The 13,896-nt window shown below is 39.6% G+C and carries 11 protein-coding genes; 3 read left to right on the plus strand and 8 right to left on the minus strand.

Annotated features, from left to right (window positions below; translation table 11 throughout):
- Positions 1-1,140: an efflux RND transporter periplasmic adaptor subunit gene (locus tag LC419_RS15080; RefSeq protein ID WP_223608139.1), complete on the minus strand. Its 1,140-nt coding sequence runs from the start codon at positions 1,138-1,140 to the stop codon at positions 1-3.
- Positions 1,141-1,244: 104 nt separating this feature from the next.
- Here LC419_RS15080 and LC419_RS15085 point away from each other — a divergent pair, with 104 nt between their 5' ends.
- Positions 1,245-2,126 (plus strand): LysR family transcriptional regulator, encoded by an 882-nt coding sequence (locus tag LC419_RS15085; RefSeq protein WP_223608140.1) that lies wholly within the window; start codon positions 1,245-1,247, stop codon positions 2,124-2,126.
- A gap of 155 nt (positions 2,127-2,281) precedes the next feature.
- Here LC419_RS15085 and LC419_RS15090 read toward each other — a convergent pair whose 3' ends face one another.
- Positions 2,282-3,649, minus strand: coding sequence for a hypothetical protein (locus LC419_RS15090; RefSeq protein ID WP_223608141.1), 1,368 nt, complete (start codon positions 3,647-3,649; stop codon positions 2,282-2,284).
- Positions 3,650-3,917: 268 nt separating this feature from the next.
- On the minus strand, positions 3,918-4,475 hold the full coding sequence (locus LC419_RS15095) for a DNA-3-methyladenine glycosylase I (protein WP_223608142.1): 558 nt from the start codon (positions 4,473-4,475) through the stop codon (positions 3,918-3,920).
- A 138-nt stretch (positions 4,476-4,613) separates the two neighbouring features.
- Between LC419_RS15095 and LC419_RS15100 the strand changes: the two genes are divergently transcribed.
- Positions 4,614-4,913, plus strand: coding sequence for a hypothetical protein (locus tag LC419_RS15100; RefSeq protein ID WP_223608143.1), 300 nt, complete (start codon positions 4,614-4,616; stop codon positions 4,911-4,913).
- A gap of 120 nt (positions 4,914-5,033) precedes the next feature.
- Positions 5,034-5,849 carry an enoyl-ACP reductase gene (locus tag LC419_RS15105; RefSeq protein WP_223608144.1) on the plus strand — a complete coding sequence of 272 codons (816 nt, stop codon included), beginning with the start codon at positions 5,034-5,036 and terminating at the stop codon, positions 5,847-5,849.
- Positions 5,850-6,216: 367 nt separating this feature from the next.
- Here the strand turns inward: LC419_RS15105 and LC419_RS15110 are convergent, their stop codons facing one another.
- The 5 genes from LC419_RS15110 to LC419_RS15130 all read right to left on the minus strand — a co-directional run bounded on the left by LC419_RS15110 (position 6,217) and on the right by LC419_RS15130 (position 13,892).
- Positions 6,217-7,656 carry a glycoside hydrolase family 30 beta sandwich domain-containing protein gene (locus LC419_RS15110; protein WP_223608145.1) on the minus strand — a complete coding sequence of 480 codons (1,440 nt, stop codon included), beginning with the start codon at positions 7,654-7,656 and terminating at the stop codon, positions 6,217-6,219.
- Positions 7,657-7,699: 43 nt separating this feature from the next.
- Positions 7,700-8,509 (minus strand): family 16 glycosylhydrolase, encoded by an 810-nt coding sequence (locus tag LC419_RS15115; RefSeq protein WP_223608146.1) that lies wholly within the window; start codon positions 8,507-8,509, stop codon positions 7,700-7,702.
- Between the two features lie 175 nt (positions 8,510-8,684).
- The gene (gene bglX, locus LC419_RS15120) at positions 8,685-10,907 is read right to left on the minus strand and encodes a beta-glucosidase BglX (protein WP_223608147.1); all 2,223 of its coding nucleotides are present in this window, start codon (positions 10,905-10,907) and stop codon (positions 8,685-8,687) included.
- Between the two features lie 9 nt (positions 10,908-10,916).
- Complete coding sequence (locus LC419_RS15125; protein ID WP_223608148.1) at positions 10,917-12,344, minus strand: glycoside hydrolase family 30 beta sandwich domain-containing protein; 1,428 nt, start codon at positions 12,342-12,344, stop codon at positions 10,917-10,919.
- Positions 12,345-12,347: 3 nt separating this feature from the next.
- Positions 12,348-13,892, minus strand: coding sequence for a RagB/SusD family nutrient uptake outer membrane protein (locus tag LC419_RS15130; protein ID WP_223608149.1), 1,545 nt, complete (start codon positions 13,890-13,892; stop codon positions 12,348-12,350).
- Between the last annotated feature and the right edge of the window lie 4 nt (positions 13,893-13,896).

Consider the following 13,896-nt stretch of genomic DNA (forward strand, 5'->3'; position numbering starts at 1 on the left):
TTATTCATTTACTGGATTAATACGCTGCCCTTCTTTCAATCGGTCTGCCCCTTTGGAAACAATCCTGTCGCCGACATTCAGTCCACCTGAAACCAAATAATGGTGAGTATCCTTATCTACAATCTGTATAGGTGCTAAATGTACCGTCCGGTCTTTTCCCATAAGATACAGCATGGTCTTATCCTGAATCTTGAAAGTGGCCGATTGCGGAACTTTGATAATGTTCTGATAATTTTTAGGAATGATCACACGGCCTGTATTTCCTGAACGAAGCAGGCTGCCGGGATTTTTGAAGGTTGCTCTGAAAGAGATGGAAGCCGTCTGCCTGTCAAACTGGCCCAGTATCAGATCTATTTTTCCGGTTTCGGGAAATAAGGAATGATCAGGAAGTTCAAGCTTTACAGGTGGGATTTCTTTTATTTTGTCCTCAATACTTGCCCCGTTATAGCGTTTCTTAAAACGGAGAAAATCCGCCTCACTCATCGAAAAATAAACATGAACATCCGAGACATCGGATAAAACAGTCAGCGGCTCAGTTTCGCTTCCACCTACCAAAGCGCCTTTTTTGTAGGGCAGCCGTCCTATATAACCATTTACGGGTGCTGTGATACGGGTAAAGCCTCTGTTAACAGACGCCAGTTTCTCATTAGCCTCTGCTTTTCTTACAGCTGCTTTGGCATAATCCAGTTCCTGCTTTACTGTTTTCAGCTGAACTTCAGAAAGTACGTTTGCCTCTTCCAGCCGTGCAATACGGTCATATTCTATCTGCGCTTTTTTTAAAGCAGACTGCGACATTTCTTTGGAAGCGACCGCAGACTGAAAAGTTTCCTGATACGTTTTTTCCTGGATCATAAAAAGCAACTGCCCTTTTTTCACATACGCCCCTTCATCCACCAAAATACGGTCGAGGTAACCTAAGACCTGAGGTCTTACCTCCACATTATTAACGCCAGATACGACTCCGGGAAAATGCTCTTCGGTCTGATAGTCTTCCTTACGGATCTGAACGGTCGGGATAGAAGGTATTCCTTCCTTACCTTTTTCCTCTTTCTGAGCACAGGCAGACACCATGAATGAAAGCATCAATATACCTCCGAGAGAATTCTTATGTGTACCACAAAAATGTTTAATTATACCCATTACAACTGTTTTAATTTTTAACAGGGCAAAATTAGCACACCTTTATCTATAAAATAAATAGGTTAAATTATACTTATATATAAATAAATTTATACATTTGAACCATGGTAAATCTGGAATGGTACAGAACATTTAAGGCAATCTATGAAACAGGAACCCTGACACAGGCTTCCAAAATACTCTTGATCTCGCAGCCTAACGTCAGCCAACACCTTTCATTTCTGGAAGCGCATATCGGTAAAAAACTTTTTGAAAGAAAACCAAGGCGAATGGTTCCTACAGATTATGGAAAACTATTCTACACCCAATTGATAGGCCCTCTGGAAGGACTGGAACGTCTGGAATCTGAATTCCGGTATACGCGGGATTCGGATATTCCTCTTACGTGTATAGGGGTTTCCCAGGATTACTACAATATTAAACTGGTATCTAAAGTTGCATCAGCACCGGCTAATCTGGTTTTTGAATTTGATGATTTGCCTGTTTTGAGAGATAATCTTATGCAGGGCAACCTCAATTTTCTGATCAGTGATTATTGTGGTCATGAAAAAAATATCTGCTATGAGGAAATTCTCACCACAGAAGAAATTCTGGTTGCGAGTTCTACAGTGGACACAAGCACGCTTGAACATACATCTTCTGCTTCAGAACATGAAATTGAACAATGGCTCCTAAAACAAAACTGGTATGCTTACAGCAGTGATTTGGTTCTCATCAAAAATTTCTGGCAGGAAAACTTTAAAAAACGGCCTAATATCAAGCCCAACCTTATTATTCCGGACTTTCATGCATTGATCAATACACTGGCTGTAGGGAATGGTCTGGGTATCGTACCGGATTATATTGCCGATGAGCACCTTCGCCAAAACAAAGTAAAACAGATTTGTAAAAATTTAAAAAATACGTCCAGTAAATTGTACCTGGCTTACAATAAAAATGTAGTTACTTCGGAACAGATTGAGATGATTCAGGAGATTTTGGGCTAGAGTGTTAGAGTGTTAGAGTGTTAGAGTGTTAGAGTGTTAGAGTGTTAGAGTGTTAGAGTGTTAGAGTGTTAGAGTGTTAGCAAAAGTAAAAGCTTTCTTTCATTCCATTGACCATTCACTTGCAAAGCAACATTCACAATTGACCTATCTAAGGTCTAAAACTCATTAATCATCACATAAAAATGCCCTGAGTATAAGCTTTCCGTATTTCCTGAAATATTGGTCAGATTGATGATTACACTTGAAGTAGAGGTCATTCTGGGATTTGAAATTGAGAAAGAAGTATTACCCGCAAAATCAGCTGCAGGAGAAACGACAATCGCTGCTCTTGTAGAACCAGGCTGTACATTGGAAGGAATCGCAATTTCAAGGGTTACAGATTTTCCCGGAGCTAAGTTATTGACAGAAACCGATGGCCACGCTTCAAAACTGATCTGATTTTTCTGTACACTCCCCTTTTCACCCAATTTGTACTGTCCGTTCACATCTAATTTGACTGAAGTATTCGGTATTCCAGTACCGATTCCAACATTAGCATTACTGTTTCCGATAATAATGGCATTAGCCTGTGAAGTGGCAGCTCCAAAACCTATAGCTGTAGAAAACTGTCCCAAAGCATTGGCTCCTGATCCTACTGCTGTAGAATTCTGGTTGTTGGTAATCGTATTGTATCCCACCGCCGTTTCGCTGTTGGAATTTGTTTTTGCATTGTACCCTACCGCTGTCGACTGAAAACCGGATGCCGTGGAGTTTTTCCCTAAAGCTGTCGCATCGTTGATGGTTGTTTTGGCATTAAAGCCCACTGCAATCGATTGAAAACCTGATGCATCGGCATAATTCCCTAATGCTGTAGCCTCATTTACGGTTACTTTAGCATTAAAGCCCACCGCTGTTGACTGATATCCTGAAATTTTAGAATTGGCTCCTAATGCTACAGATTCATTTGCTGTAACGGAAGTATTGGTTCCGATGGCAATTCCCTGATAAGCGCTGCTGGAATTCCCCAGTGCAATACCGTTTTGTGCCGCATTGGCTGCAGTCCCGAAACTTATTGAATTGTTAACCCCAAGTCTTCCTACTGCTGTAGAATTCACTTTAAAGACCAGGTCATCTGAGGTATTGGTTCCTAAAGAAAGATTCGTATTCACGCCGCCGGAGTTCCCACTGTTGGTTGCCGAGTTATTCCATACGGATAATGGAGTCACACCGCCGCTGGTTCCGTTTCCGGCATTTGCAGAAATCATGTTCCATCTGGATTTGCTCCAATAATAAAACCCGGTATCTGCTAAGGTTCCCGATCCGTTGTTCCAGACGATCAATCCTTCAGCAGGATTCTGAATCGTAGTCTGATCTGTAGATGATGCAAGGGCAATACTTGGAAGCAACATTCCTTTATTCTTTGAATTGATCTGTAGCATGGCTGAAGGGTCTGGATTAGGAGTTCCAATCCCCACCTGTGCGTGATTTAAAATCGTAAAGAATGAAAAAAGAGAAATGAGCTGAAGTTTAAATTTGTTTTGCATCACCGGTAATACTGATCGTTTATTTTTCGAGGGCGCAAATATACAAATTTTTAATAAAATGCCATATTTTTTATTAAATCAATAATAAATACACTTGTTAGTGAGTAAACCATCCTTTAATCACTTTTAAATGAAACATTTCCCCGTATTAACCTAACATCAATTCCCTCCTTATGGCCAATGAATAGCTTTTAACATTTTAATTTCAAGACATTTAATTATATTATTTACAAAAAATATCACTAAAAATTGAATAAAACAGAATTTTTTACTTTCTGATGAAACAGCTTTCTATATGATCGTTGACCATTCCGGTTGCCTGCATATGTGCATAAACCACGGTAGATCCCATAAATTTAAAACCTCTTTTTTTCAGATCTTTTGCCAGAGTGTCTGAAATTTCTGTAGTAGCCGGAACATCGGATAAAGCGTGGGGTTGATGATCCGTTGGCTTTCCTCCAACAAAATCCCAGATGTACACCGAAAAACTTCCAAATTCTTTCTGTACTTCCTGAAATTTCTGTGAATTGGTTACTGTAGCCTTTATTTTAAGCCGGTTCCTTATAATTCCAGGGTCGTTCATAAGCTCTTCGATTTTCTCTTCATTATAAAGAGCAATTTTCTTATAATCAAAATCATCAAAAGCTTTTCTGAAATTTTCTCTTTTAGAAAGAATCGTATACCAGCTCAATCCTGCCTGAAAACTTTCAAGCACAAGAAACTCAAAAATGGTGGGGTCGTCATATACAGGTCTTCCCCACTCTTCATCGTGGTATTTCCGGTAAAGGTCATCTTTCTCACACCATTGACAACGTATTTTTTCCATGGCATTCCATTTTTAATTAAAGTTAGTGCTGATTTAGAAAAGTATAACAAAATATTAAGAAAAGTTTAACAGTGGCTCCGGTTTTTAGGAATGGTTCTTGTTTAATTACTGGTACACAACAATAAAATATTACATATTATGAACAATTCAGAATACAACAAAGCGGAAGATGCAGTAAACAACACAGAAAATTCTTTAAAGAATGCAGCAGACAATGCAAAGTGGAAAATTGAAGATCTGGCGGATAAAGCAAAGGATTATATCAATGAAAAAAGAAATAATGATCAGGAAGCGACTCAGGAAGATTGGCTAGACAAAGTGAAAAACAACTTTTCAGATACATGGGATGATATTAAAGATAAAGCCAATGATGCCTGGGAAAAAACCAAAGATGCAGCAGAAGATGTAAAAGCAGAATGGAATAAGAAAACCAATTAGAATTTCAGTCATATAAATATTTTCAAAAAAATGGAGTCTTAAATCAATAAGGCTCCATTTTTATTATGTCGCAAACACAAATTATTGCTACATTTGTATTTAAATAAACATTAAAAAATTATGTCATACGGTCTACTTAAAGGCAAAAAGGGAATTATTTTTGGAGCCCTTAATGAGCAATCTATCGCGTGGAAAGTTGCAGAAAGATGTCATGAAGAAGGTGCTGAATTTATCCTATCCAATGCTCCGATTGCTTTGAGAATGGGAGAACTTAATGGTTTAGCAGAAAAAACAGGTTCTGAAGTGATAGGTGCAGATGCTACTTCTGTGGAAGATCTTGAAAAACTTTTTGATGCTGCTATTGCAAAATATGGTAAAATAGATTTTATCCTTCATTCTATAGGCATGTCCGTAAATGTAAGAAAAGGAAAGCATTATACTGAAATGAACTATGACTGGTTGGAAAAAGGCTGGGATATTTCTGCTGTTTCTTTCCATAAAGTAATGCGAGTGGCCTGGGAAAAAGACTGCATGAATGAGTGGGGAAGCATCCTTGCCCTTACTTATATTGCTGCACAAAGAACATTCCCGGATTATAATGATATGGCAGACAACAAAGCTTATCTGGAAAGCATCACAAGATCTTTCGGAAATTATTGGGGAGCAAGAAAAGTACGTGTGAATACAATTTCACAATCTCCTACACCTACTACAGCAGGAAGCGGAGTGAAAGGCTTCGGTGGTTTCTTAGGGTATGCAGACGATATGTCTCCTCTGGGAAATGCTACAGCGCTTGACTGTGCGAACTACTGTGTAAGCATGTTCTCTGATCTCACTACAAAAGTTACCATGCAGAATTTATTCCACGATGGGGGCTTCAGTAATACAGGGGTTTCTCAGAAAGTTGTTGATAAATATGACGCTGAAAGTAAATAATTAATCTGATTGATTATACCAAAAATAAACCGGCGGCCTCAAAGAGGCCGCCGGTTCTGTTTAAAATAATGTTAATATGAAGAAGTTTTTTATTTTTCTGCTTGTTCTTTTATCTTGAAACAAAATGAACCAAAAGTTCAAGGCTGGAATCTTCCGCTAAAAATTAAAACTTGCTCCTAAAATACCCAAACTCATGCGGATTCTTCACTACTGCTTCGGTTCAAAATTTCGCCCGCACTCAAACAGCGGGAATTTTTTAACGGATCAAATTTTAATTTTTTGAACGCTACAGCTTCCTAGGCCAGTGTGACAGAGCAAAAACTCACTGACAGTTCCGTAATATTTAACAGCATCCAGCCTTTTAAATCTATAATATAACCGTTTGGATAGAATGTGCCGGTGCCGATAATTTGGCAGACATTCCTTCGATCCAAAGGTTGGTTTCAATATCATTTTCAGAATCATTCATAATCACGGTGACTAACTGGCCGTTTTCATTCATGAACGTTGTAGACGTAAGGGCAGCTCTGTTTGATGAACTTCCGATTCTCTGAGCGTTGGGTTTAATATACTTTGATACGTGACCTACATAGTAATATTCATAAGTATAATGCACTTCTCCCGTTTTTGTATCTGCAATAATCGGTGCAAAACAGAAGTTCCCTACATGGTTGGGTCCTCCGGTTTCATCCAGCAGTATATTCCAGTCGGTCCATAAAGCGGTTCCTTTGTTAAAATCATTAAGCATATTTCTTCCGTACAATTCTCCCAGACTTACATCATAAATTCCGGACATCTTGAACTGTTCTTTACATCCTTCTGTAAAGGCCAGGAATTTATCAGGAAAAGCCCTCTGAGTTTCCGCTAAATTATCGAAAAGCTGCGTTTTGTTGTTCCAGGTTTCATACCAGTGGTACCCGATTCCGTGGGCGTATTTTGAAGTTTCCGGATCGCTGAGCGTGGTCGTTGCTCTTTGATAAATCAGATCTCTGTTGTGATCCCAGATCATTACTTTTTTGTCTTTGTAACCATTCTTCCAAAGTGTCGGTCCTAAATTATTTTTAAGAAACTCCCCTTCTTCCTCCGCAGAATAAATACATGACTCCCAGCTTTGGGTGGCCATCGGTTCATTCTGTACCGTCAGTCCCCAGATATTGATTCCTCTTTTTTCGTATTCTTTGATGAATTTAATGTAATAATCTGCCCAGGTCTGGTAATACTGGTTTTCCAGTCTTCCTCCTTTGTACAGACTTTTATTGGACTTCATCCATGCCGGCGGACTCCACGGAGAAAAGTAAAACGTGAAATCTTTCCCGATTGCTTTCTGAGCTTCTTTGATCATCGGGATCTTATATTTTTCGTCATGGGCTACATTGAAGGTCTTTAAAGCCGTATCATTGTCTTCCACGTAGGTGTAGGAGTCGCTGGAGAAATCACATGAATTCATGTTGGTACGTACTACCGTATAACCCAGTCCGTTTTTTCCAAAGTAAGCCTCCAGAATTTCTTTCTGCTTGTTCTTCGGCATTTTATAAAAAGTTTCGGCAGATGCGTCAGTAATGGCACCGCCTATTCCAATCAGTTTCTGGTATTTAAAATCCGGATCCACAAAGATACAGGCGTCTGTTTCCTTAGGTTGCCCAAATTTTTCAAATTTAACCATTCCTTTGTCTGCCATCTTTTCGTTGGTTTTGGAACTGGTTAAAATCACTTTCGCTGTCTTCCCTGCATTCTTCTTCCAGTAATTCTGGGCATTGGCATTTAAAAATGCACCTACTGCCAGACAGCTTACAATTAGTTTCTTCATAATCTTTTTCTTTCTGTTTTTGGACTTTACCGCCCTCGCTTCATTATTTATTTTGATAAACTCTTACATAATCTATATAATATTTTTGTGGAAAAATACTATCGTCAATTCCTTCTTTTCCTCCCCAGAAGCCACCGATTGCCAGATTTAAAATAATAAAATAAGGCTGATCAAAAGGCCAAGCTTCATAAGTCTTCTCTTTATTTTCACAGGTAAAAAACTTATGTCCGTCGATATAGACATCAATCTTTTCCGGTGTCCAATCTGCTTTATAGACGTGAAATTTCTCACTTACATCCTTTACCACCAAAGTATCCGTTTTCTGTGTTCCCTGAATATGATTGTACTTTTTGGTATGTACCGAAGCATGAACAAACCCCTGATTGAAGCCTACATGCTCCATGATATCCAGTTCTCCATCATCCGGCCATTTCTTCATCTTTTCACTCATCATCCAGATAGCCGGCCAGGTTCCTCGTCCTTTGGGAAGTTTCGCTCGGACTTCTATTGTACCATATTGAAAGGAGAATTTTCCTTTGGTTAATAGCCTTGCGGATGTATATTGATTCTTTTCCCAGTTTTCTTTCCTGGCTTCAATAACAAGATTTCCACCTTCCATTCTGGCATTTTCAAGTCTGTTTTTGGTGTAAAACTGAGCTTCATCATTTCCATAACCATCTCCACCTACATCATAGTTCCACTTCAATGAATCCGGAAGACCTTTTCCGTTAAATTCATCACTCCAGATCAGTTTCTTCCCCAAATTTGCTCTGTTGGAAGCGCAGTCTGACACGGACAATAGGATTAGTCCGGTGACGCAGAGTTGAATGATATGTTGGAGTTTGATTTTCATTGATGCAGCAATATTTCAGGTTTTGGCTGAAGCCGTTTTCTTTTTCGTTGCATTAAGCTAAGCGGGTTAAAGTCCGCCCCTATTGAATATATTTCGTTTTCTATTGAATTCTAATCTGTGAATTTATTTTCTGTAAATATTTTCTAGCAAAGGTTTGAAGCTCCTGTTTAACATTTTATTTTGTCCAAGTGATTCTTTTGGTCTGTACATTTTGAGAATCAGTTCCGATCATGATGTCGAATTCTCCGCTTTCCCAGTCAAAATTCAATGCATCATCAAAGAATTTCAGATCTTCCGGAGTCAGTTTAAAATCTATTTTTCTGCTTTCTCCTTTTTTAATGACCACCTTTTGGAAGCCTTTTAATTCTTTCACTGGTCTCACTACTTTTCCGAATAGATCCCTGATATACAGCTGCACTACTTCTTCCCCGTCGTATTTTCCGGTATTGGAAACCGTCACGCTGATATTCAATGTCTGATTTCCTTTAAGGCTTGCAGAATTTAAAACCATATCGGAATATTTAAAATCAGTATAGCTCAAACCGTAGCCAAACGGAAATTTAGGATCATTATCAAGATCGATGTAGGCTGAAACATAATTTCTGTCTGTATTGTTTTTGGCAGGTCTTCCCGTATTGTAATAATTGTAATAAACCGGGATCTGCCCTTCAGTTCTCGGGAAGCTCATCGGAAGTTTTCCACCGGGATTCACAGCTCCAAACAGAACATCAGCAATAGAATTTCCTGCTTCAGTTCCCAGCCACCAGTTATAGGTTATAGCCGGAATATGATCCGCAGCCCAGTTGAAGATCAGAGGTCTTCCGGCGTTGATCATTAAAACGATTGGTTTTCCGGTCTTTACAATTTCTTTAAGCAACTCTTCCTGAACCCCTGTAAAACCAATGCTGCTTCTGCTTTTTGCTTCACCGCTCATGGCATGACCTTCACCTAAAGTCATAATGACTACGTCTGCTTTTTTCGCTGTTTCTACTGCTTCTGCAAACATAGATTTGTCCTGATCATCGACATTACAGCCTTTTGCATATAATAAGGTTGAATTTTTATCCAGTTGATTTTTAATGCCGTCAAACTGCGAAACGATCCTTTGATTGTCATCTTTAAATGCAATGGACCAAAATCCATGATTGGCAACGGTCTCTTTTCCGAAGGGTCCGATTAGAGCAACCGTCTTCAACGTTTTTGAAAGCGGAAGAATATTTCCCTGGTTTTTAAGAAGAACAATACTTTTAGAACCGAATTCTCTTCCGAACTTTCTGTTTTCCTGATTATCAGTCTGTTCTTTCTGTCTCTTTTCATTGCTGAATCGGTAAGGATCATCGAAAAGTCCCATATCGAATTTTTTAGCTAAAATCCTGCCTGCTGCATCATCTACCCATTTTGTATCTACTTTTCCTTCCTTGACCAATTTGGGAAGTTCCGTCATATACACGCGGCTTTCCATATCCATATCACTTCCGCCAAAAATGGCTTTTTCAGCGGCTTCGTTAGCATCTTTGGCATATCCGTGAGGAATCATTTCCCCAATACTTCCCCAGTCTGAAACCACAAAACCTTTGTAATTCCACTTTCCTTTTAACAGTTCTCTTTGAATGTACTGGTTGGCTGTGGCAGGGATTCCGTTGATATCATTGAATGAATTCATGAATGTGGCTACTCCTGCACTGGCCGCAGCTTTAAATGGTGGCAAATAAATTTCATGCAGTTGTCTTAAACTCATATCCACAGAATTGTAATCTCTTCCGCCGACTGCTGCCCCATAAGCCGCAAAGTGTTTGGCACAGGCCATTACAGCATCAAGACTTCCCAAACCTTTACCCTGAAATCCTTTAATTCGGGCCAAACCAATTTGAGTTCCCAGATACGTATCTTCTCCGGAACCTTCCATTACTCTGCCCCATCTCGGATCTCTGGCAACATCCACCATGGGTGCAAAAGTCCAGTGAATACCATATGCCGAGGCTTCTGTCGCTGCAATTCTTTCTGATTTTTCTATCAAACCCAGATCCCAACTTGCTGCCTGACCTAAATTGACAGGAAAAGTAGTTCTGTATCCGTGAATAACATCCTGCCCGAACAGTAAAGGAATTTTCAGTCTGGATTGTTGAGCCAGCTTCTGGAAAGCTCTCGTTTCATCCGCACCGGCTACATTCAGCATAGAACCTACTTTTCCTTTTTTTATTTCTTCCAAAACGGCTGCAGAATTGGATTTCTGAGGTCCGGTAGCATATTCAAATCCGCTGTACTGCACCATTTGCCCTACCTTTTCCTCCAGGGTCATTTTAGAAAGCAGCTCAGCCACTTTCTGATCCACCGTTTTCTGCCCGTAAGCATTCATCCCCAGCGCTGAGCAGGCCAGTAAGAAATATACTTTTTTCATACGATTATATTAAAAAACATAAGTCGCCGCCGAATTTCCTGAAAGAATGACGGGAGCGGTCTTTCCATTATATTTGATATTAAAACTTTCTTCTGCAGTGTTTCCATTCTGGATAATCAATACAGTTTTTCCGGCCGGGGTTTTAAATGCCGCCGTAGAAAGGGTTTCTGTTTGTGTAGAAGCAATACGCTGAGAACCTGCAGGCACGAATTTGGAAGCGTGCGCAATGATGTAATAGGAAACATTTCTGGTGAAATTTTCACTGTCCGAAACGGTTATTGCTCCTTTACATTCCGTACATCCGCCCTCTGTGTGAGGTTTGTACTGCGGATCATTCGCTACATTCCATTCCAAAGCAATACTGCTCCAGTTTCTCATAGAACCGATGATTACATTTTTAACGTGCCAGTTCAGGTCTTCGTTAAAAGTGCCCTTCGATCCCGTCCACTGCTCGGTAAAATACAAATTTTTATCCGGAAACGCGTTGTGCACCGTGCTTAAAGCTGAAATATCTCCCTCATATAAATGGAAGGCTGAGCCGTCAATGTATTGATAGGCCTCTGGATCTTTCAGAATATCAATGGCATATTCTGGTTTGTTGCAGTTGTGATCGTAGACTACAATTTTTGTTTTGATACCATTCTTTTTAAACACCGGGCCTAAATGACCTTTGATGAAATCTCTTTGCTGCTCAGACAGCATCAAGAGACTTGGATTATTTCCCGGATGAAGCGGTTCATTCTGAGGCGTGACTGCATCAATGGTAATTCCCTCTTTTTTCATTCCAAGGATGTATTTTGCAAAATAGTCAGCATATACGCTGTAGAATTCGGGTTTTAAGCTTCCGCCTTTTGATTTCCCGCTATCTTTCATCCAAACCGGAGGTGACCAGGGCGCTGCAATGATTTTAATTTTAGGATTAATCGCTAAAATCTCTTTCAACATGGCAATCAGCTCCTTTTCATTTGCCAGACTGAATTTTGAAAGAGTCGGATCCGTTTGTCCTTCCGGAAGGTCATCATAAGAGAAAACCCTGCCATCAAGATCGGAAGCTCCGATGCTTAATCTCAGATAACTGATGGAGATTGAATTTTTATCATTTCCGAAAAGTTCGTTCAGTAAAGCTTTCCTCTTTGCCGCTGAAAGGCGGTTGATTACTTCTACGCTTCCTCCTGTCAGGGTATACCCAAAACCGTCAACATATTGAAACTTTTGAGTGTCATCAATTTCAATATTCTGCCAGCTGTTGGTATTCGCCCCAAATTTAACCGGAGTTTGCTGTTGTAATTTTACACTTTCATTGCCTTTGGTAAGCCAGGACTGCACGTCACTTTCCTTATCAGCTCCTACCGAAGCGCACGATAAAGGAAAAAGTACCACGCCGCAAAGCAGCGCGGTACCTTTAAAAAAGAAACTATATAAACTGTGAAACTTCATGTTTTAATAGAGAGGATTTTGTTTTAAAGCCGTGTTGATCAATTCATTAAAAGGAATGGGAAGAATTTCGTTCTTGCCTGCCTTAAATCCTCTTGTTCCCAACTTAGCCGGTGCATCTCCCCATCTTACCAGATCGAACCATCTGTGTCCTTCTCCTGCCAATTCTCTTCTTCTTTCATCTTTGATCGCCTGCATAGAAACCGGTACTGAAGTAAGTCCTACTCTGCCTCTCACCGCATCCAATAATGCCTGAGCTCTTCCTCCTGCACCGCCTAATGCTTCAGCTTCCATCAAATAGGTGTCTGCTAATCTAATGGCGATATAATTCTGACGGAAATTAAGTTCTGTATTTCCCGGTTGAGTAGATTCATCAGCTTTTCTTGGTAAATATTTATTCAGGAAATACCCTGTATCTCTAAACCCGGGAGAATAACTAATTTTATTTTGTTGCTTTAAGCTTTTAGCGTTAAAAATCGTTGCATCAAGACGTGGATCACCTTGCATAAAGTTAAACAGATCATCTGTGACAGGGTTAAACCCCCAGCCGGAATGAATACTTGGCGCATCATTATTTGGAATGCTTGTATTGGTTCCATAAGAAATGATTCCCACCATCTGATTGACTGCATTCCCTTCATCTTTACCAGATCCCCAGTTATCCCAGATTCCGTTTCCTTTATTGGTATGCATTGCTTCCAAGATGGATTCTGTCGTAAATTTATTATCTATCACCCAAAGGCTGGAAAAATTGGGAACCAGCTTATATCCATACTGGCTTGTTTGGCCAGGTGTCCCGTTGACTTGTTCAAATTGAGCAGCAGCTTCCGGGTTTTTCTTATCATACAAATAAATTTTCCCTAAGATCGCTCTCGCTGAACCTTGTGTAATTCTACCAATTTCGTTGAGATTATTGGAAGCAATAGTCATTGGCAGATCTCCAATTGCTGACAAAATATCATTTTCTATCTGTGCGTAGACTTTTGCCGGATCTTCCTGAGGAATATTATAGTAATCGTCTGTTGCTAAAACAGGTTTTGTTATTAAAGGAATATTTTTAAACATTCTCAGTAACTCAAAATAATATAATGACCTCAAGACTTTTGCTTCTGCTATAAATCTTTTTCTTGTCTGATCATTCATATTGGCATCGGGAATTCTATCCAATAAAAGATTTGCATTTGCAATTCCCTGATAATAATCTCTCCAATAGCTGGCCGGCATAATCACCGGATTCAATGTATAGTTCGAAAACCCCTGAATACCTGCCCCATCCGAGGAATTTCCACCACCGGAATAGAAATCATCAGAAGCGCCATTGAAGAATGTGACCATATTTTCAAATCCGCCCGAATATTTTCTCATCATATCGTACGTCGCAACAAGGCCCGCGAAAGACTGCTCTTCGTTTTTAAAATAATTATTTGAATCGAAGGTTCCTGTATTTTTAACATCTTCCAGATTACTATCGTTACAAGAAACAGCTCCAAAGCTAATTCCCGTAAGCATTAAAACGGAAATACTTTTATATATAAAATTTTTGTTTTTCATTTTT

Source organism: Chryseobacterium sp. OSA05B (assembly GCF_019970065.1).
GTDB lineage: Bacteria > Bacteroidota > Bacteroidia > Flavobacteriales > Weeksellaceae > Chryseobacterium.

Excerpts from the sequence above, each read along its gene's own strand:
- LC419_RS15080 (WP_223608139.1), bottom strand. The coding sequence starts at position 1,140 with ATGGGTATAATTAAACATTTTTGTGGTACACATAAGAATTCTCTCGGA.
- LC419_RS15085 (WP_223608140.1), top strand. The coding sequence starts at position 1,245 with ATGGTAAATCTGGAATGGTACAGAACATTTAAGGCAATCTATGAAACA.
- LC419_RS15090 (WP_223608141.1), bottom strand. The coding sequence starts at position 3,649 with ATGCAAAACAAATTTAAACTTCAGCTCATTTCTCTTTTTTCATTCTTT.
- LC419_RS15095 (WP_223608142.1), bottom strand. The coding sequence starts at position 4,475 with ATGGAAAAAATACGTTGTCAATGGTGTGAGAAAGATGACCTTTACCGG.
- LC419_RS15100 (WP_223608143.1), top strand. The coding sequence starts at position 4,614 with ATGAACAATTCAGAATACAACAAAGCGGAAGATGCAGTAAACAACACA.
- LC419_RS15105 (WP_223608144.1), top strand. The coding sequence starts at position 5,034 with ATGTCATACGGTCTACTTAAAGGCAAAAAGGGAATTATTTTTGGAGCC.
- LC419_RS15110 (WP_223608145.1), bottom strand. The coding sequence starts at position 7,656 with ATGAAGAAACTAATTGTAAGCTGTCTGGCAGTAGGTGCATTTTTAAAT.
- LC419_RS15115 (WP_223608146.1), bottom strand. The coding sequence starts at position 8,509 with ATGAAAATCAAACTCCAACATATCATTCAACTCTGCGTCACCGGACTA.
- bglX (WP_223608147.1), bottom strand. The coding sequence starts at position 10,907 with ATGAAAAAAGTATATTTCTTACTGGCCTGCTCAGCGCTGGGGATGAAT.
- LC419_RS15125 (WP_223608148.1), bottom strand. The coding sequence starts at position 12,344 with ATGAAGTTTCACAGTTTATATAGTTTCTTTTTTAAAGGTACCGCGCTG.
- LC419_RS15130 (WP_223608149.1), bottom strand. The coding sequence starts at position 13,892 with ATGAAAAACAAAAATTTTATATATAAAAGTATTTCCGTTTTAATGCTT.